This window comes from Suipraeoptans intestinalis, from assembly GCF_034091795.1.
Taxonomy (GTDB): Bacteria; Bacillota; Clostridia; order Lachnospirales; family Lachnospiraceae; genus Suipraeoptans; species Suipraeoptans intestinalis.
In genome coordinates, this window is the sequence record NZ_JAXFXH010000014.1 from 78711 (window position 1) to 96076 (window position 17366).

At 50.4% G+C, this 17366-nt stretch carries 15 protein-coding genes; 4 read left to right on the top strand and 11 right to left on the bottom strand.

Annotated features, from left to right (window positions below):
• Window positions 1-100: 100 nt before the first annotated feature.
• From SOW26_RS04945 to SOW26_RS04995, 11 genes are all read right to left on the bottom strand, one after another.
• Entirely contained in the window at window positions 101-1456 is a 1356-nt protein-coding gene (locus tag SOW26_RS04945) for a sodium-dependent transporter (RefSeq protein WP_154478376.1), read from the bottom strand.
• A gap of 153 nt (window positions 1457-1609) precedes the next feature.
• The gene (locus SOW26_RS04950; RefSeq protein ID WP_276958808.1) at window positions 1610-2983 is read right to left on the bottom strand and encodes a TrpB-like pyridoxal phosphate-dependent enzyme; all 1374 of its coding nucleotides are present in this window, start codon (window positions 2981-2983) and stop codon (window positions 1610-1612) included.
• A gap of 412 nt (window positions 2984-3395) precedes the next feature.
• On the bottom strand, window positions 3396-3851 hold the full coding sequence (locus SOW26_RS04955) for a cytidine deaminase family protein (RefSeq protein ID WP_276958807.1): 456 nt from the start codon (window positions 3849-3851) through the stop codon (window positions 3396-3398).
• 121 nt (window positions 3852-3972) lie between these two features.
• Entirely contained in the window at window positions 3973-5169 is a 1197-nt protein-coding gene (locus SOW26_RS04960; protein ID WP_154478370.1) for a sugar ABC transporter permease, read from the bottom strand.
• 17 nt (window positions 5170-5186) lie between these two features.
• On the bottom strand, window positions 5187-6713 hold the full coding sequence (locus SOW26_RS04965) for a sugar ABC transporter ATP-binding protein (protein ID WP_276958805.1): 1527 nt from the start codon (window positions 6711-6713) through the stop codon (window positions 5187-5189).
• Between the two features lie 149 nt (window positions 6714-6862).
• Window positions 6863-7993 (bottom strand): sugar ABC transporter substrate-binding protein, encoded by a 1131-nt coding sequence (locus tag SOW26_RS04970; protein WP_320651998.1) that lies wholly within the window; start codon window positions 7991-7993, stop codon window positions 6863-6865.
• Window positions 7994-8184: 191 nt separating this feature from the next.
• Window positions 8185-9213 (bottom strand): sugar ABC transporter substrate-binding protein, encoded by a 1029-nt coding sequence (locus SOW26_RS04975; RefSeq protein ID WP_320651999.1) that lies wholly within the window; start codon window positions 9211-9213, stop codon window positions 8185-8187.
• Complete coding sequence (locus SOW26_RS04980; protein WP_276959571.1) at window positions 9210-10814, bottom strand: response regulator transcription factor; 1605 nt, start codon at window positions 10812-10814, stop codon at window positions 9210-9212. Before SOW26_RS04980 ends, SOW26_RS04975 begins: the two co-directional genes overlap by 4 nt.
• Window positions 10807-12312: a sensor histidine kinase gene (locus SOW26_RS04985; protein WP_276959569.1), complete on the bottom strand. Its 1506-nt coding sequence runs from the start codon at window positions 12310-12312 to the stop codon at window positions 10807-10809. The genes SOW26_RS04980 and SOW26_RS04985 overlap by 8 nt, the downstream gene beginning before the upstream one ends.
• Complete coding sequence (locus SOW26_RS04990) at window positions 12296-13357, bottom strand: sugar ABC transporter substrate-binding protein (protein ID WP_320652000.1); 1062 nt, start codon at window positions 13355-13357, stop codon at window positions 12296-12298. Before SOW26_RS04990 ends, SOW26_RS04985 begins: the two co-directional genes overlap by 17 nt.
• 337 nt (window positions 13358-13694) lie before the next feature.
• Window positions 13695-13898: a hypothetical protein gene (locus SOW26_RS04995; RefSeq protein ID WP_276959565.1), complete on the bottom strand. Its 204-nt coding sequence runs from the start codon at window positions 13896-13898 to the stop codon at window positions 13695-13697.
• Window positions 13899-14049: 151 nt separating this feature from the next.
• Between SOW26_RS04995 and SOW26_RS05000 the strand changes: the two genes are divergently transcribed.
• Genes SOW26_RS05000 through SOW26_RS05015 form a run of 4 tightly spaced genes read left to right on the top strand, consistent with a single transcriptional unit; the run spans window position 14050 to window position 17303 of the window.
• On the top strand, window positions 14050-15153 hold the full coding sequence (locus SOW26_RS05000; protein WP_276959563.1) for a metal ABC transporter substrate-binding protein: 1104 nt from the start codon (window positions 14050-14052) through the stop codon (window positions 15151-15153).
• A gap of 10 nt (window positions 15154-15163) precedes the next feature.
• Entirely contained in the window at window positions 15164-15877 is a 714-nt protein-coding gene (locus tag SOW26_RS05005) for a metal ABC transporter ATP-binding protein (protein WP_320652001.1), read from the top strand.
• A gap of 5 nt (window positions 15878-15882) precedes the next feature.
• Window positions 15883-16728, top strand: coding sequence for a metal ABC transporter permease (locus SOW26_RS05010; protein ID WP_418896395.1), 846 nt, complete (start codon window positions 15883-15885; stop codon window positions 16726-16728).
• A complete protein-coding gene (locus SOW26_RS05015; RefSeq protein ID WP_320652003.1) occupies window positions 16725-17303 on the top strand; it encodes a hypothetical protein in 579 nt (192 codons plus the stop codon). The genes SOW26_RS05010 and SOW26_RS05015 overlap by 4 nt, the downstream gene beginning before the upstream one ends.
• Window positions 17304-17366: the final 63 nt, after the last annotated feature.

The window sequence follows — 17366 nt, forward strand, 5'->3', positions numbered from 1 at the left end:
CTCGTGTAAAAACACTTTTTTTCATTCTAACACAAGGTTTCTTTTCCGTCAAAAACTGCCCGTTCCAATCCATCCGGAATCTGGAAACGGGCAGTTCTTTTTAAATCAGTCCAAGAACAAAGATCACCAGGATCATCACAGGAATCACAAAGGTAACATATCCTCTCATCCAGGACTTCACCTTCGCGCCTTCTCCTTTGTTGGCTTCCTCCATAAATTTGTCCCAGCCCCATCCATACCTGGAAACACAGAACAGAACAAAGATCAAAGATCCCAGGGGCAAGAGCAGGTTGCTGACGATGAAATCCTCCAGATCCAGGATGCCTGTCCCTTTTCCCATCGGCTGAACCCGGCTCAGTACATTAAAGCCCAAAGCACAGGGAAGGGATAGTACAAATATCAGGATACAGTTAACAATCGAAGCCTTTTGTCTGCTCCAGGAGAAAAGATCCCGGGTGCAGGCAATGATATTTTCAAACACTGCCAGTACCGTTGAAAAGGCTGCAAAAGTCAGGAAAATAAAGAAGAGACTTCCCCAGAACCTTCCGTATGACAGGTGGTTAAAAATATTCGGCAGGGTAATGAAAATCAGGCTCGGCCCGCTGGTTGCCTCCACACCGTATGCATAGCATGCAGGGAAAATGATCAGACCCGACATCAGGGCCACAAAAGTATCCAGCACCGCCACATTGATAGACTCTCCCATCAGCGCCTTTTTGTTGTTGATGTAGCTTCCAAAAATAGCCATGGCTCCGATTCCCAGACTCAGCGTGAAGAACGACTGGTTCATGGCTGCTACGATCACCTTTCCCACGCCGATCTCTGCCACCTTTCCAAAATCGGGAAGCAGGTAAAACTTCAATCCTTCCGCCCCGCCCTTCAGCAGGATACTGTTGACGGCCAGTACGATGATAAGCAGTATCAGGGCCACCATCATATACTTGGTGATCCGCTCCAGTCCTTTTTGCAGGCCGATGGAACAGATGGCAAATCCGCCGCACACCACGATCCCCATGTAGATCACCATAGGCACAGGCTGCGACAGCATTTCACCGAATCTGGCCGCCACCTCCTTTGCTCCGGCTCCCTCAAATTCACCTCTTGCCGTGTCCACAAAATACCGGATCATCCATCCTGCCACCGTCGTATAGAACATCATCAGCACATAGTTTCCGATCATGGCGATATAGCCGTGGATGTGCCACTTACTCCCGGGTTTTTCCAACTGCTGGTACAGACGAACCGGCGATCTTCTGCTGGCACGTCCCATGGCGAATTCCATCGTCATTACCGGAACTCCCATCACGATCAGGAAAAACAAATAGATGAGTACAAAGGCTCCTCCTCCGTTTTGTCCTGCCATATACGGGAATTTCCACACGTTTCCGATCCCGATCGCGCAGCCGGCACTCAACAATATGAAGCCCAGCCGGCTCCCTAAGCGTTCTCTCTGCATAGTTTGTCCTCCTCATCTCTCTTTCCTGTTAATCTCTGAATTTTAGCACAGTAAAGTGCTGCGTGCAACTGAAAACGCTACGTTCCCTCATTTTTGTAAAAACTTACAGGAAAGTCCGAAAAATCCAGGTTCTTTTCGGAAATTTCTCCACGACTACAGCCGGGGGATGGTGGCAAATCCTCTCTCCAGTTCTTCCTGACCGGGGATCTCGTCCGTCATCCGGCCATCGTTATATTTTTCGTAAGCTACCATATCAAAATAGCCGGTTCCCGTCAGCCCAAACAGGATCGTCTTTTCTTCTCCCGTTTCCTTGCAGCGAAGCGCCTCATCCATGGCGGCGCGGATAGCATGGCTGCTTTCCGGCGCCGGAAGGATTCCTTCTACTCTTGCAAACAGCTCTGCTGCTTCAAATACGGCAGACTGTTCCACCGAAGCCGCCTCCATCAGACCGTCATGATACAACTGGGAGATCACCGGACTCATTCCATGGTACCGCAGCCCTCCCGCATGATTGGGGGAAGGGATAAAATTATTGCCGAGGGTATACATCTTTGCCAGAGGCGTCACCATTCCCGTATCACAAAAATCGTAGGCAAATCTGCCCCGGGTCAAACTCGGACAGGAGGCCGGCTCTACTCCGATGATGCGGTAGTCCTTTTCTCCCCGTATTTTTTCTCCCATGAAAGGAGAGATCAGTCCTCCCAGGTTGGAGCCTCCGCCTGCACAGCCGATGATCACATCCGGCACGATCCCATATTTATCCATGGCCGTTTTCGTTTCCAGACCGATCACGGACTGGTGCAGCAACACCTGATTTAACACACTTCCCAGCACATAGCGGTATCCTTCCCTGGAAGCCGCGGCCTCTACCGCTTCCGAGATCGCGCAGCCCAGGCTTCCCGTGGTCCCCGGATGCTTTTTCAAAATAGTTCTTCCTGCCTCTGTCTCCCCGGAAGGAGACGGCGTTACCGTCGCCCCGTAGGTTCGCATCACTTCCCGCCGGAAGGGCTTCTGTTCATAGGATACCTTGACCATATAGACCCGACAGTCCAGTTCCAGATACGCACATGCCATAGACAAGGCGGTTCCCCACTGTCCTGCTCCCGTCTCGGTGGTCACGCCCTTTAACCCCTGCTTTTTGGCATAATATGCCTGGGCAATCGCAGAATTCAGCTTATGGCTTCCACTGGTGTTGTTGCCTTCAAATTTGTAATAAATCTTTGCGGGAGTCTGCAGCTTCTCCTCCAGACAATAGGCTCTGACCAGCGGGGATGGCCGGTACATCCGGTAAAAATTGCGGATTTCCTCCGGAATGGGGATGTAAGCGGTCTCATCATCCAGTTCCTGCGCCGCCAGTTCCCTGCAAAATACCTGCTCCAGTTCTTCCTGCTTCATGGGTTCTCGCGTTCCCGGATTCAAAAGGGGAGCCGGTTTGTTTTTCATATCTGCCCGGAGATTGTACCATGCTGTCGGCATCTCCTTTTCTTCCAGATAGATCTTATACGGAATCTTTTTTTCTTCTGCCATGTTTCCATCCTCCATTCTTTCTGTGTTTGTTTTGGGGAAGGGCATTTTTTGTTTCGTAAAAGGCGATTTCCTGTAAACAAAAATGCCCCTGTCCCCACGATCTTTTGCAGGGACAGGAGCGTATTCTCCTGCGGTGCCACCCGGCTTGACATCCTCCATGGACGTCCTCTCATGCGTACCAACATACGCCGACCCTTGATAACGAAGCGTCACCCTCCGCTTGCCTCCAAAGTCCATTCCTTCTTCTCCACATACCGCACTCTCACCATCTGCGGCTCTCTGTACTGCTTTCAGAAAAAGTACTCCCTCTTCTTCCACGGCTCAAACTTAGAAGAAGTGTACTCTCCCCTGCCGGGATTGTCAATGATCCTTTTTATAATCTCTTTGATCTTCCTGCAGGTTCCCTGCTCTTTTACATGGACGTCTGCTTCTCCTCTTCCTGGCTTCTTTCCTGCCCCCACCAGTCGGGCAGCAATTCTTTCAGTGTGACCGTCTCTCTGGCAGCATAGTCCACCAGGAATTCCGTATCTTTATTTTTTTCGTTTAGCTGATAAAAAAATTCTCTGCACACTCCACAGGGCATTCCGCTTCCGCTGCCATAGGGCGGCCGATCCCGGAAGGTGATCACCCGTTTCGCCCGCGTCTGCCCGCTTTGGGCATACATATTCAGAAGCGCGGCTCTTTCCGCACACAAATTCATCGTTCCACAAAGGCCTTCCACACAAAATCCTGTAAAAATCTGTCCGTCCTCTGCTTCTATCGCCGATACCACATGGCGGGCACAGACAAACGGCGTCAGCTCTGCCGGCGCATATTCCCGCTTTGCCGTTTCATAAAGTGTCTGCCAGATGTCCTGTCTTTCTTTCATAGGATTCCTCTTCTTTCTCCTTGTCTTTTTGTTTCTGATACGATTTGGGCAGGCGCTTCTTTTCTCCTGAAACACCTGCCCGTCTATTGTACCACAAAACTGTGGAAAATTATCTGCTTTGTTATCTGCCCTTCTGTCTGGTCTTTACGTCAAAGGCTACTGCAATAATAAAGATGATCCCTTTTACGATATACTGATAGGAAATGTCCACGCCCATCAGGTTCATCCCGTTGGTCAAAGACATGATCACCAGCGCTCCGATGATGGTGTTGGTCACGCGGCCGATCCCGCCACTGACTGCTACTCCTCCGATGTAGGAAGAAGCGATGGCGTCCAGCTCAAATCCCAGGCCGGCGGTCGGCGTGGCAGACTGGAGGCGGGAGGTGTAGAGGATTCCCGCAAGGGCCGCCAGGGTGGACATGGAGCAAAATGCCATCAGGGTAACTTTCTTTACGTTGATCCCGGAAAGCTCCGCAGCCTGTTCATTTCCCCCGATCCCATAAATATACCGGCCAAGTCTGGTTTTATTTAGCATATAGTTATAGACAAACAGAACCACCCCTACGATCACTGCCGTCCAGGGAATTCCATTGTAGCTTGCCAGTACATAGACGATCACCATGATGATGGCAGACAGACATACCAGTTTTACGGTAAAGATTGGCATAGACATTACATGGAACTGATATTTTTGCTTATTCTTCCTGGTTTTGACCTGCAGAAAAATCAGGAGGATCACTGCCGCCGCTCCGATGAGCATCGTCAGGAGGTGAAAGGAAGTTCCTGCCGGAATGTCCGGAACAAATCCGTTGGACAGCTCGTTGAAGCTTTTATTGGGAATAATGATCGTTCCCGTCTCCTGTAACGTCAGATTCAGAAGTCCCCGGAAGATAAACATCCCCGCCAGCGTGGTAACAAAGGCCGGAACTCCCATCTTGGTCACCAGCAGTCCCTGATAGACTCCGATGAGAAGCCCCATCACCAGTACCGCCAGGATGGCGATCCACTCATTCATTCCGTGTTTGGTCATCAGGACAGCTGCCACCGCCCCGCTGAAGCCCGCCACATATCCCACGGAAAGGTCGATGTGCTTCAGGATCAGGATAATGGTCATCCCGATGGCCAGGATTGCCACATAGCCCGCCTGATTTACCAGATTGGCAAGGTTCCTTGCCTGGATAAATCCGCCGCTGGTCTTTACCGTAAAGAATCCCATGATCAGGATCAGTGCAATATACATCATATATTCACGGATATTCGATTTCAGAAGAGTAAGGATCTCCTGGCCCAATCCGCTTTTTTTCGTTTTCTCACTCATGTTTTCTCTCCTCCTTCTTACGAATTGATCGCCAATTCCATAACTCTTTCTTCCGTCGCTTCTTCCGCCGACAGCTCCCCTGTGATCCGTCCTTCCGACATGACGTACAGGCGGTCGCTCATTCCCAGTACCTCCGGAAGCTCGGATGAGATCATGATAATGCTCATCCCCTCGCTGACCAGACGGTTCATCAGGGAATAGATCTCAAATTTTGCCCCTACGTCGATCCCTCTGGTAGGCTCGTCCAGGATCAGAACGTCCGGCTTTACAAACATCCACTTGGCAAGCTGTACCTTCTGCTGGTTTCCTCCGCTTAGGTTTCCTACCTTCTGTTCCACTGACGGCGCTTTTATGTTAATGGACTCCTTGTAATAGTTTGCCACATTGACTTCCTCGTTCTGGTTAATGGCGATCCCCTCCGTCAAAGCCTCCAGGTTTGCAATGGTGGTATTGTACTGAATATTCTGAATCAGGATCAGCCCGTTTCCTTTCCGGTCCTCCGTCACATAGGCCAGCCCGTTTTTAATCGCTTCTTTGGGCGTTTTAAACCGTTTTTCTTTTCCGCCTACCAGAAGGGATCCTCCCGTCAGCCGGTAGCCTGTGGGATTCCCGAATATGCTCATGGCAAGCTCTGTCCTTCCTGCTCCCATCAGTCCCTGCAGTCCCACGATCTCCCCTTTTCTCACATGCAGGCTGACATGATGAAGGATCTCTTTTCCTTTTGTCGTATCCTCCACCGTCCAGTCCCGAAGCTCCAGTGCGATCTCCCCCGGCTCCTGCTTTTCCCTCTTAGGGTAAATGTCGTTCATCTCACGGCCCACCATGTGCTTTATGATCTCAGCTTCCGTGATCTTCTTTTCTCTCGCATCCAGGGAACAGATGGTGCTTCCGTCCCGGAGAACGGTGATGGTATCTGCGATCGCCGTGATCTCCCGCAGCTTGTGGGAGATCATGATGCAGGTTACGCCCTGCTCCTTCAACTCCCGGATCAGCTGCAGCAGATTCTTGCTGTCGTCTTCATTCAGGGAAGCGGTGGGTTCATCCAGGATCAGAAGCTTGACATTCTTACTCAGTGCCTTGGCGATTTCCACCAGCTGCTGATTCCCCACTCCCAGTTCTTTGACTTTCATTGAAGGATCTGCGTGAAGCCGTACTTTTTCCAGCATTTCTTTCGCCTTCACAATGGTTTCGTTCCAGTCGATCCTTCCGCCGGACAGGATCTCATGTCCAAAATAGATGTTTTCATAAATACTCAGTTCCGGCACCAGCGCCAGCTCCTGATAGATGATGGCGATCTCCTTTGCCTCGCTGTCTGCGATAGACCGAAACTTTTGTACCTCGCCATTGTAAACGATATCTCCGCTGTAGCTTCCGTATTGATGCACACCAGACAACACTTTCATCAGGGTGGATTTCCCCGCTCCGTTTTCTCCCACCAGACAATGGATCTCTCCCCGTCTGACCTGAAAGTTTACATTATCCAGCGCCTTCACTCCCGGAAACTCTTTGGTAATATGTTTCATTTCAAGGATATGATCACTCATACTTTGTCTCCCTTCCTTTCCATGCTCCTGCACATCCATCCCAGTTCCCGCCCGGTCCCTGCCTGCTGTCGTCTCCTTCGATGTGCTTCAACGACAAATCGGCTTTATAGCTTTCACGCTTATAAAGCCGATTTGCTGCTTTTTCTTTCTTATAAGCCTGTAAACTCAGATTCTTTGTAGTATCCTGAATCGATCAAAGCTTTTTTCACGTTGTCTTTTGTTACTACGATGATCGGTGTTTCTTTTGCCGGAACATCTATTTTTTCATTGTTGTAGGTGGTGTCTGTCGCAGGTGTATCTCCTTTCAGGATGGAAAGTGCCATGTCCACAGAATCGGCAGCCAGTGTCCGGGTATCCTTAAATACCGTCATGGACTGCTTTCCGTCTATGATATACTGTACGGATGCCTTTTCAGAATCCTGACCTGTGATCACATAGCTTTTGATTTCCTTGTCTGCCGCAAACACATCAGCGATGGAACGTGCGGTTCCGTCATTCGGAGCCAGAACCAAAACGTCTCCCTTGGCATTTCCGTCTACAGAAGTCAGGTTTGCCTCTGCTTTTGATTTTGCCACATTGAAATCCCAGTCTGTCGTTACCTGTCCGATGATCTTGGCGATCTCATCTCTGGACAGCTCTGTCTTGTCCTTCAGTGCCTCTGCCTCGGAGGAGTTTTCGATCTTGAAGGTTCCGTCGGCAATCTTCGGCTGAAGTACGGACCATGCGCCTTCAAAGAAGATGAATGCATTGTTGTCTGTTGCGGCTCCTGCATACAGATACAGAGGAACGTCCTTTCCCTCCGGAGCGTTGTCAATCAGGTACTGTCCCTGCGCCTGTCCTACTGCAAAGCTGTTAAAGGTAACATAGTAGTCCACTGCGTCGGTTCCTGTGATCAGACGGTCATAAGCGATCACCGTTACGCCTGCATTCTTTGCCTCTTCCACTGCAGCCGCGGCTGCCGCACCGTCCTGTGCACAGATGATCAACACTTTGATCCCCTGGGAAATCAGGGTCTCTACATTGGTTTTTTCCGTTGCGGAAGATCCCTGACTGAATAATACCTGGTTGGTAAATCCTGCTTCTCCCAACACTCTTTCAAACTGTGCCTGATCCTGAAGCCATCTGGGCTCGTCTTTTGTGGGAAGAACGATACCTACCTGAATTTCTCCGTCCTTCTTGTCTTCTGTTTTTTTGTCGTCCTTTTTACCGGATGCACATCCGGCCAGCAGTCCCAGTACCAGCGCTGCCGCCAGTACCATGCTTAGTACTCTCTTTTTCATGTGTTTTCCTCCTTAAAAAAATAGTAGCTGCTTCTTTCTCTGCAGCTACTATATCATGTAAAACTCTGTACTAACTTGTTACTTTCTGAATATTTTCCATCCTTCTTTTCTTCCGAATCTTCTTTTCTAGCACATTTCTGTCATGCATATTTTGCCCGCCAAAAAAGTCCTGCCTGCATCCCCCGTCCTTGTCACGGCATCTCTTCCGGACGGTTCAGATAGATTTCTTCTTTTATGTGGAATCCGCTGTCTATGATGGTGGCATTGATATTCTTTTTGGTGACTGCCAGAGGGCGGAGCCGTATGTACGGAACCTGGTATTTGCCGTCACTGATCTGATTTTCTTCGGCAATCTTCCTGCCCTTTGCCAGCTTCACCGTAGCTTCCGCCGCTTTTTTCGCAAGTTTTTCCACCGGCTTATAGACGGTCATATACTGGGATTCCTCCACAATGCGCTGGCAGGCATCCAGATCCGCATCCTGTCCCACTACCACCGGGATCTCCAGCTGATTTTCCGCAAGAGCCTGCAGGACGCTGCCTGCCAGGTTGTCGTTTCCGCACATCACTCCTCTGGCTTTTCTCATCAACTCCACATGTCCGTCTACATATTTCCTGGCTTCCTCTGCCTCCCAGTCTGCGGCATAGGTCACGTCCAGGATCTCCAGACCATATTCGGACGCAGCTTTGCGAAACCCCGTTTCCATCATGGCTACGTTCCCGTCTGTTTTGGATCCGCAGACCATTACCACGCCGTCCCCCGGTTTCAGCGTATCTCCAAAGGCCTTCCCCATCAGCCTTCCTACCTCTTCACTGTCAAAGGACACATAAAGATCCGTCTTTCCTCCCTGTACCAGTCGATCATAGGAAATCACCTTGATCCCCTCTTTCTGCGCCATCCGGATCTCGTCCAGGAGCGCCTCGGATTCAATGGGTACGATCACGATACAGTCCATCTTCTTTTTGATATAATAGCGAATGCTTTCCTCCTGCTTTTCTACACTCCCGTTGGCATTTTGAATGTCCACCTCTGCTCCCAGGCTCTGGGCCGTGGCCACAAAAACATCCCGGTCCCTCTGCCACCTTTCCACCACAAAGGTGTCAAAGATCACTCCGATCTGCACGCTTTTCTTCTGATGGGAATCGTCTTTTTCCTGTATCCGGCAGCCTCCCAAAAGAAGCAGGAGCATCCCCAGGATCAACAACAGTCTTTGCTTTTTCATGCCTGACTCCCTTCCTTGTACTCTGTGGGCGACACCCCCGTCTGCTTTTTGAAGATCCTGCTGAAATAATTGGGATCACTGTATCCTGTCTGCGCGCAGACCTCCTTCATGGACATATCTGTACTTCCAAGCAGCTCCTTGGCCCTCTGGATCCGGATTTCCGTCAGGTATTCGATAAAATTCTTTCCCGTTTTCTTTTTAAACAGCTTACTGAAATAGTAGGGGCTGATCTTCAGCTCCCGGGAAACCTCATCCAAAGAAAGATCCTTCTTGTAGGTCTCCTTGATATAGTTTTTCGCCTGTTCCACCAGATCCACAGAGCTTTCCTCTTTTTTGGTCATCACATTCCGGCAGGCTTTTTCCACCTTTTTTTCAAACCATCTGCGTAGCTGCCCGTAATCCTCCATCTCCGTCACATCCTGCAGGTACTGACTTCTGGAGGAAAACCGGTAGGTCATCCCGCCGCTCTTATATCCAATGGTCTCCGTCTGGAACACCATTTCCAGTACCTTTAGCTTGACATCCATGGGCGAATCCCCATGATCCGTTACCATCCATTCAAAAAACCGGTTGACGCTGCTTAGGGTTCCCGCCAGATCCCCCTGTTCCACCGATTCATAAAGTCGCTTCTCCAGGGCGATCGGGTAATCTCCCTCATAGCTGCATCCGATGGGCAGGTCCTTTGCATGTACCACCAGTCCCGTACCGATGGCCAGCGCCTGCAGGGCTTCCTGATAGGACTCCACCGCGCAGTGGATCTCCTTGTTGGATCCAAAGGCAATCCTGGTCTGTACCTGCGCTTCCTTTTGAAGATCCCGACCCATTTTTCTGGCTTCTTCGATCTGCCGGATCCGGCTGTCGTATTCCTCCTCTTCCGCCATTCCTTCTCCCGGCAGATAGACAACGATCATATTGCCCATCATGGCGCCTACAATGCAGGAAAAATAGCGTTTGATGATCTCCTTGATCTGAGGGTATTTTCCCTGTATCCGGATGCTGGTGCCCACTGCATTTGCCAGCTCTCCCTTTTCTCCAAGATCGCCGCATTTGATCACCATGATGTTGCCCCGCTTTTCCCGGATATCCAGAAGGCTGATGTAGCTGTCCAGTCCCTCTTTTTCTCCCTTTCCCGACAGCATGGTGTAGATCAGTCCGCTCTCGATAATGGGAACTACGATCTCCAGCTTTTCTCTCGTCTGCAGGTCACTGCTTCTCTTCTTCTTCTGCTGATCCACCTGTTCCATGGCCTTTTTCAGGGTCTCCACGATCTGGGTCTTTTCGATGGGCTTATTGATATAGCGCATCACGCCCAGCTGTATGGCTTCCCTGGCATAATCAAACTTGTCAAAGGCGCTTACGATAATGAAGATCGTAGATGCGTTGGTCTTGCGCACCTCCTTCATGGCGCTGATCCCATTGATCCCCGGCATCTGAATATCGATAAAGGCAATATCCGGTCCGAATTCCTCTGCGGTCTCGATCAGCATCCTGCCGGATTTGGCTGTCTTTATGGAGCATATCCCCGGAAAATGTTTGTCAATGATAAACGTCAGGGCATTGATCACAATCTCTTCATCGTCTGCTATCAATATCTTATACACGGTCTTCTTTCCTTCCTATCGGCAAATATAAGGTCACTTCTGTTCCCATGTGTTCTTCTGTGCTGGTGATTTCCATAATATCATCCCGGTCATAGTACATCCGCAGTCTTGCGATCACATTTTTCATACCGATCCCTCCCGATTCGGAAATAGATTCCTCCACCTCCGTCCGCCGGTCCACTTTCAAAAGCCTCCGGATCAGCTCCTGCTTCATCCCCACTCCGTTGTCCCGGACGGAAATAGCGATCTGGTCTTCCTCACAGACAGCCTCCAGCGTGATCTTCTTTCCGGTTTCCAGTTCTCCCAGCCCGTGTTTGACGCAGTTTTCTACGATAGGCTGCAGGATCATTCCCGGCATCCGGTACTCCAGCACGGACGGATCGACCTTTTTCTCATAGGCGATCTCCCCGGAATATCTTACATTCAAAATGTACATATAATCGTCGATCAGCTCGATCTCCTTTTCCACCGTGACGACTCCACTGTCCTGCTGCGCTGCATAGCGGTAAAAATCTGCCACTGTATGCAGATAGCGGTAGGTTCCGTCCGCCTCTTCCATCATGGCAAGCTGAGCACCGGCATTCAGCGTATTAAACAGAAAGTGGGGGTTGATCTGTGCACGCAGATATTTTAGCTGGGCATCCTTTAGGTGACTCTCCGCCAGAATGGCTTTTTCCTTCATAGCGTTTTCTCTTTGCAGGCTTTCCTGCTGATTCAGGATATACTGCTTCAGACTGAAAACCATCTGGTTGAACGCGTGCATCACCACGTCAATCTCGTCCTGCCTGCCTGTTTCTGTCAGCTGGATCTCCAGATTTCCTGTACCTACTTTTTTGGACGCCTCCACCAGATTTTTCAATGGCTTCACCAGTCTTCCCGTCAACAGCAGCACCAACAGCATATTCAGCACGGCGGTCACTGCGATCAACACCGCATTTTTGATCCCGTTCTGTCTGGTCACTGCCGCGATCTCCTCGTAAGCCGCAGAATTTTTCTCAAATTTACGGTTGTTCAACGTATAGATCGCTGCCGAGAGGTATTCATACTGTTCCGTCAAAGCCTCGTACCGTTTCCGGTATTCTTCGATATCTCTTCCTCTTTTTGCCTGGATCGCCGCTGCCGCCACCTCCAGATAAGATTCGGACATATGATAGATATTTTTTTCCATCATCAGCTCTTCATTTCCTGTCATCCCGGTGTTGAAGGACTTCAGAAGCTTTCGATACTCGCTTTCCTTGTCATAGTAATCCGACAGGGATTTCGTGCTCTTGGTATTGAGATATTCGTTGACGTCTCCCTGGATGTTCTGCAGGATCTCCTGGTTTTTCATCAGTAGCTGATTCCCGAAATAAGTCTTTTCGATCTGCTTCAGGATGCTGCTGTTTTTCATGTTCAGGTATCCGGTTACCGCAAAGCCGGTCACAAAGGTCAGCAGGCAGACCAGCAGGATGCGCATCTGGAGCTTCATGGGATATTTGGGTCTACTTTGCTGTTTCATTCGCCAGATACTCCTTTACATTCTCTTCATGGATCACTTTTGCATCCAGCGCCATATAGTCGCTGACATGTCCGTTTTCCCTGTAATTTTCCAAAGCCTCCAGACATTTTCTTCCGGCCTGGGCTGCATCCGGCTGGATCACCGAAAGCACCGACCCTTTTCTGATGCCGTTGAGGATCAGATCTTCCGTAGACGTGCCGATCAGCTTCACCGTTTTCAGCATATTATAGTCTGCCAGTACCTGATAGACGCTGGTAGTATCCTGATCGTTCAGACAGATTAGAATGTCCGGAATGTCTGAGCCGCTTAAAATCCGCTGTCGGATCATCTGCGCCGAATCAAACTCACTGTTTTCCACTACCTGGGTTTCCAGCTCCAGGTTCAGATGGTTCCCTTCATTTTTCAGGGTATCCCTGATCCCTCCCAGGATCAGGTTCTGGCTGTTGTCCTTTTTTACACTGTGTACCAAAACCAGTACCTTCTGGGTATCCTTGGTAACCGTTTCTATGATCTGTCTTGCATACTCCCGCCCCAGATTGTATTTCCCCATCTCAATAAAGCACTGCCTTTTGCTCCCCTCGCAGTCTGTCATCAGGGTGATCACCGGTATTTTCCTGTCTACGGCCTGATCTACCAGTCCGTTCAGCTTCTGATCGTCCTCTCCCTCCAGAATGATCCCGTCCACCTGCATGGAAACGGCTATCTTCAAATAATCTTCCCTGGTATACTCCTGGGGAAACGTCCGATTCAGGCACTCCACATAGATCCCGGATGCGGCCCCCTGCTCCTTCATTTCCTGGTACAGGGTTTCCCACTGCCGGTCTTCCATACTTTCTGCGATCAGTACATAGTGGGCATGATACGGCTTCCCTTCTCCGGCCTTTTTGCTTTCCGTGTGCTTTCCGGCAAGCAGCCAGACAGTCAGGATCCCTCCAAGCACCAGACATCCCAGGATCCCTCCTGCCAGAAAAAGGATCCTCTTCTTTTTGTCCTTCGCATTCCCTGCCGCTTTCCTTTTTTGATCTTTTCCCACTCGCTCCCACATGGCCTTCTTCCGCCTCTTCCTGTATGGTTTTGACAGACTTTTTCAGCCTGTCTGCCTGCTCCTGCTTCACGTCCTGCATCCGCCCTCCAGCCTGTCTGACCCGGCTTGCTTCTGCAGATATCTTTGTCTGTATCTTACCAAACCGCAGGAAAAAGCACAATCGCCAAAATCCCAAATCCCTTCTTCCATCTTGTATCCCCCGGCACATGATGGTATGATAGAGCAAAAGCTTCGGGAGGGATCTGGCATGATAACACGCAGACGTATATTGGCATTGTCGCTTGCAGCCGCAGTCTTTTTTGTCGTGCTCTTTTCTTCTGTCTTCCCTTCCGTGCAGTCACATCATGTTTGTACCCACCATCACTGCTCCACCTGCGAGCGGATCCTCCTGTGCGAGCAAACAGTCCACTCCCTGGGAGATGTTGCTTTTTTTGCCGCCGTCCTTTTGGTGTGGGTCCTCTTCCGGTTCCTTTGCCCTTCCGTTTTCGTGGAAGGAAAGCGGATCGAGTCTCTGGTCACTCTCAAGGTCAAGCTTTCTCATTGAAGTCTTTCCGGGCAGCGTTTTTCGTCTATCTGACAGATAGGCTTTGTTTTCGTTGCCTTTTCGGACACTCTGCCTGCATGCTTTGCTGTCTGCTTTGCCTGCCGGCATCATACCAGTTATTTCATTTATTTTATATTGGGAGGATTTTATGAGAAAAATAGCAATTTTACTTTGTACCGTCCTGGTTATGAGCGGCATGTTTTCTGCTTGCTCCGCAAAAACGAATACCGAACAAAACGCCAAAAAGAAGATCCATGTCGTTACCACCATCTTTCCTGCCTATGACTGGGTTCGTGAGATCCTGGGCGATCAAAAGGACCAGGTAGATCTGACGCTTCTGGCCGATAAGGGCGTGGATCTGCACAACTACCAGCCGACCGCCGACGATCTGGTTGCCATTTCCAACTGCGATCTGTTTATCTATGTGGGAGGCGAGTCTGACGAATGGGTAGAGGATGCCCTGGCGCATGCAGACAACAAGGACCGAAAAGTCATCAATCTGATGGAAGTCCTGGGTGATTCTGCCAAGACAGAGGAAGTGGTGGAAGGCATGCAGGAAGAAGATCACCATGATACGGAAGAGGCAGACCACGAAAGCGAGTCTGCAGAAAAGGATTCCCATACAGAGGAGGACTCTCATGAAGAGGATTCCCACCAGGAAGAAAAAGATTCTCACACAGAGGATTCCCACCAGGAAGAGCATGAGCATGAAGAAGAATATGACGAACATGTATGGCTCTCTTTAAAAAATGCCAGCCTGTTCTGTAAGGAGATCGCCTCCACACTGTCCTCCATCAACCCTGCACAGAAGGAGACCTATACCAAAAATGCAGACACCTATGTGGAATCTTTGTCTCAACTGGACAAGGCTTATGAAGAGGCTGTTTCCAACGCTTCCAACAAGACTCTGCTGTTTGGAGACCGGTTCCCCTTCCGCTATCTGACAGAGGACTATCATCTGGCTTATTACGCTGCCTTTGTGGGCTGCTCTGCCGAAACGGAAGCCAGCTTTGAAACCATCAAATTTCTTGCAGAAAAAACTGATGAACTGAAGCTTCCCTGCGTCCTCACCATTGAAGGCGCCACTCATGAAATCGCAGAGACCATCGTCGCCAACACTGCAGAAAAGAACCAGAAGATCCTGACTTTGGACTCCATGCAGTCTGTCACAAAAGACGATATCAAAAACGGCGCTACCTACCTTGGCATTATGACCGATAATCTTGCCATTTTAAAGGAAGCCCTGCAATAGGAGGAATGTCATGGCCCTATTGACTGTTCGGAATCTGACCGTCGGATACGATACCAGACCTGTTCTGGATCAGATCCACTTTACCGTAGAACCGGGAAACTATCTGTGTATCGTAGGAGAAAACGGATCCGGAAAAACAACTTTAATGAAAACCATCTTAGGTCTTCTCCCGCCTCTGGCGGGGGAGGTCCTGTTTGAAGACGGACTGAGCGCCCGGGAAATCGGATATCTGCCGCAGCAGACCGTTGTCCAGAAGGACTTTCCGGCCTCTGTAAAAGAAGTGGTCCTGTCCGGCTTCCAGGGAAAATGCGGACTTCGCCCCTTTTATCTTCCGGAGGAAAAAGCGTTTGCACTGACAGCCATGGAAAAAATGGGGGTTCTCCCCCTGGCAGACCGATGTTTTCGGCAGCTTTCCGGCGGACAGAGGCAGCGCGTTCTTTTAGCCCGTGCCTTTTGTGCGGCTCAGACGCTGCTGCTTTTGGATGAACCGGTGTCCGGATTGGATCCCCAGGCCACCGCAGACATGTACCGGCAGATCGCAGAGCTGAACCAGAAGGATGGCGCCGCCGTCATGATGATCACCCATGACATGTCTGCAGCCGTCACCTGTGCCAGTCACATTTTGTATCTGGGGAACCGTCCCTGGTTCGGCACTGTGCAGGAATACAAAAACAGCAGGATCGGCCGGAATTATCTTGCCATAAAAGGAGGTGTGCTGTCATGAGTCTCATGCTGGATAAACTGGGAAATTACCTGAACTATCCCTTTGTGCGCTATGCACTGGCTGCCGGTACCCTGATCGCTCTGTGCTCTTCTCTTTTGGGCGTGACTCTGGTACTAAAGCGTTTTTCTTTCATCGGAAGCGGTCTTTCCAATGTTGCCTTTTTTGCCATGTCGCTTTCTACCGTACTAAGCCTTGCCTTCAAGCTTCCGGTTGTGCTGGTCGTTACGGTGCTCTGCGCCGTTTTTCTCCTGCAGCGGAAAGAAGGACGGCAGATCAGCCCGGACTCGGTGATCGCCATGGTGTCTGTCGGATCTCTTGCCTTTGGATACCTGGCCATGAACCTGTTTGCCCCCTCCTCCAATCTGGCAGGAGATGTGTGCAGCACCCTGTTTGGCTCGACTTCCATCCTGACTCTGACCCTCTCCGACGTATGGCTGTGCATCCTTTTGTCTGCCGCAGTTCTGACGGTTTTTCTGCTGTTTTATCACAAGCTGTTCAGCATTACCTTTGATGAGGAGTTTGCCAGAGCCACCGGAACCCGTGTGTCCTCCTATAAGCTGATCATCGCCGTCATTACCGCCGTCATCATTGTGCTTTCCATGAATCTGGTGGGCTCTCTTCTGATCTCGGCTCTGATCATTTTCCCTGCGCTTTCTGCCATGTGCGTCTGCCAAAGCTTTCGGGGAGTGACCATCTGTTCCGCTATTTTCTCTGTATGTTGTGCTGTCTCGGGGATCCTTCTTTCCATTCTTCTGGGAACCCCTGTGGGATCCACCATCGTGGCCATAGATCTGCTGGGATTTGCCTGCTTTTATCTGGCAGGCTGTTTGAAAGGAGTGTTTCATCGATGAAAAAATTGATCGCCAGTGCTCTTCTTTTGTCCGTTGTTGCCATCTTGGCTGCCTGCAGTGGCAGCCGCTCTTCCGGCACGCCTGCCTCCGACTCTTCCTCCAAGAAGGAAGCCGCAAAAAAGGAAGCCGTTTTAGAGAACGCCTCCCAGGATCCCAATCTAACGGACAAGGACGATGCTTCCGGCTCCGTTTCCCAGGACAACGCCTCCTCCGATCCTTTCGCTTCCGAAAAGGTAGACGTGGACCTGACTGTTTCTAGCAGCACCATGGTGTTTTCTGAAGTGTACCAGATGATGATCGCTCCCCAGGAGTATGCCGGAAAACGTGTAAAGATGAAGGGCGCCTTCTCTGTCTACCAGGGGCCTTCCAAAGATTCCTATTACTTTGCTGTGATCGTGGCGGACGCCACTGCCTGCTGTACCCAGGGACTGGAATTTGTACTGGAGGAATCCCGCCGGTATCCGGAGGATTATCCGGAGCAGGGAGCGGAAGTGACTGTAGTGGGAGAATTCCAGACTTACACGGAAAGCGGACGCACCTACTGCCATCTGGTTCACGCCAAAATGGCTCCTTAAACGGCTTTTTTGCCTCTCCTGCCAGAAAAAGGAGAACAGTGCCTGCCTTTTCTATCGGCCCGG

Bases quoted from the DNA above. Each gene is read 5' to 3' on its own strand.
- SOW26_RS04945 (WP_154478376.1), bottom strand. From the start codon at position 1,456: ATGCAGAGAGAACGCTTAGGGAGCCGGCTGGGCTTCATATTGTTGAGT.
- SOW26_RS04950 (WP_276958808.1), bottom strand. From the start codon at position 2,983: ATGGCAGAAGAAAAAAAGATTCCGTATAAGATCTATCTGGAAGAAAAG.
- SOW26_RS04955 (WP_276958807.1), bottom strand. From the start codon at position 3,851: ATGAAAGAAAGACAGGACATCTGGCAGACACTTTATGAAACGGCAAAG.
- SOW26_RS04960 (WP_154478370.1), bottom strand. From the start codon at position 5,169: ATGAGTGAGAAAACGAAAAAAAGCGGATTGGGCCAGGAGATCCTTACT.
- SOW26_RS04965 (WP_276958805.1), bottom strand. From the start codon at position 6,713: ATGAGTGATCATATCCTTGAAATGAAACATATTACCAAAGAGTTTCCG.
- SOW26_RS04970 (WP_320651998.1), bottom strand. From the start codon at position 7,993: ATGAAAAAGAGAGTACTAAGCATGGTACTGGCGGCAGCGCTGGTACTG.
- SOW26_RS04975 (WP_320651999.1), bottom strand. From the start codon at position 9,213: ATGAAAAAGCAAAGACTGTTGTTGATCCTGGGGATGCTCCTGCTTCTT.
- SOW26_RS04985 (WP_276959569.1), bottom strand. From the start codon at position 12,312: ATGAAACAGCAAAGTAGACCCAAATATCCCATGAAGCTCCAGATGCGC.
- SOW26_RS04990 (WP_320652000.1), bottom strand. From the start codon at position 13,357: ATGTGGGAGCGAGTGGGAAAAGATCAAAAAAGGAAAGCGGCAGGGAAT.
- SOW26_RS04995 (WP_276959565.1), bottom strand. From the start codon at position 13,898: ATGAGAAAGCTTGACCTTGAGAGTGACCAGAGACTCGATCCGCTTTCC.
- SOW26_RS05000 (WP_276959563.1), top strand. From the start codon at position 14,050: ATGAGAAAAATAGCAATTTTACTTTGTACCGTCCTGGTTATGAGCGGC.
- SOW26_RS05005 (WP_320652001.1), top strand. From the start codon at position 15,164: ATGGCCCTATTGACTGTTCGGAATCTGACCGTCGGATACGATACCAGA.
- SOW26_RS05010 (WP_418896395.1), top strand. From the start codon at position 15,883: ATGCTGGATAAACTGGGAAATTACCTGAACTATCCCTTTGTGCGCTAT.
- SOW26_RS05015 (WP_320652003.1), top strand. From the start codon at position 16,725: ATGAAAAAATTGATCGCCAGTGCTCTTCTTTTGTCCGTTGTTGCCATC.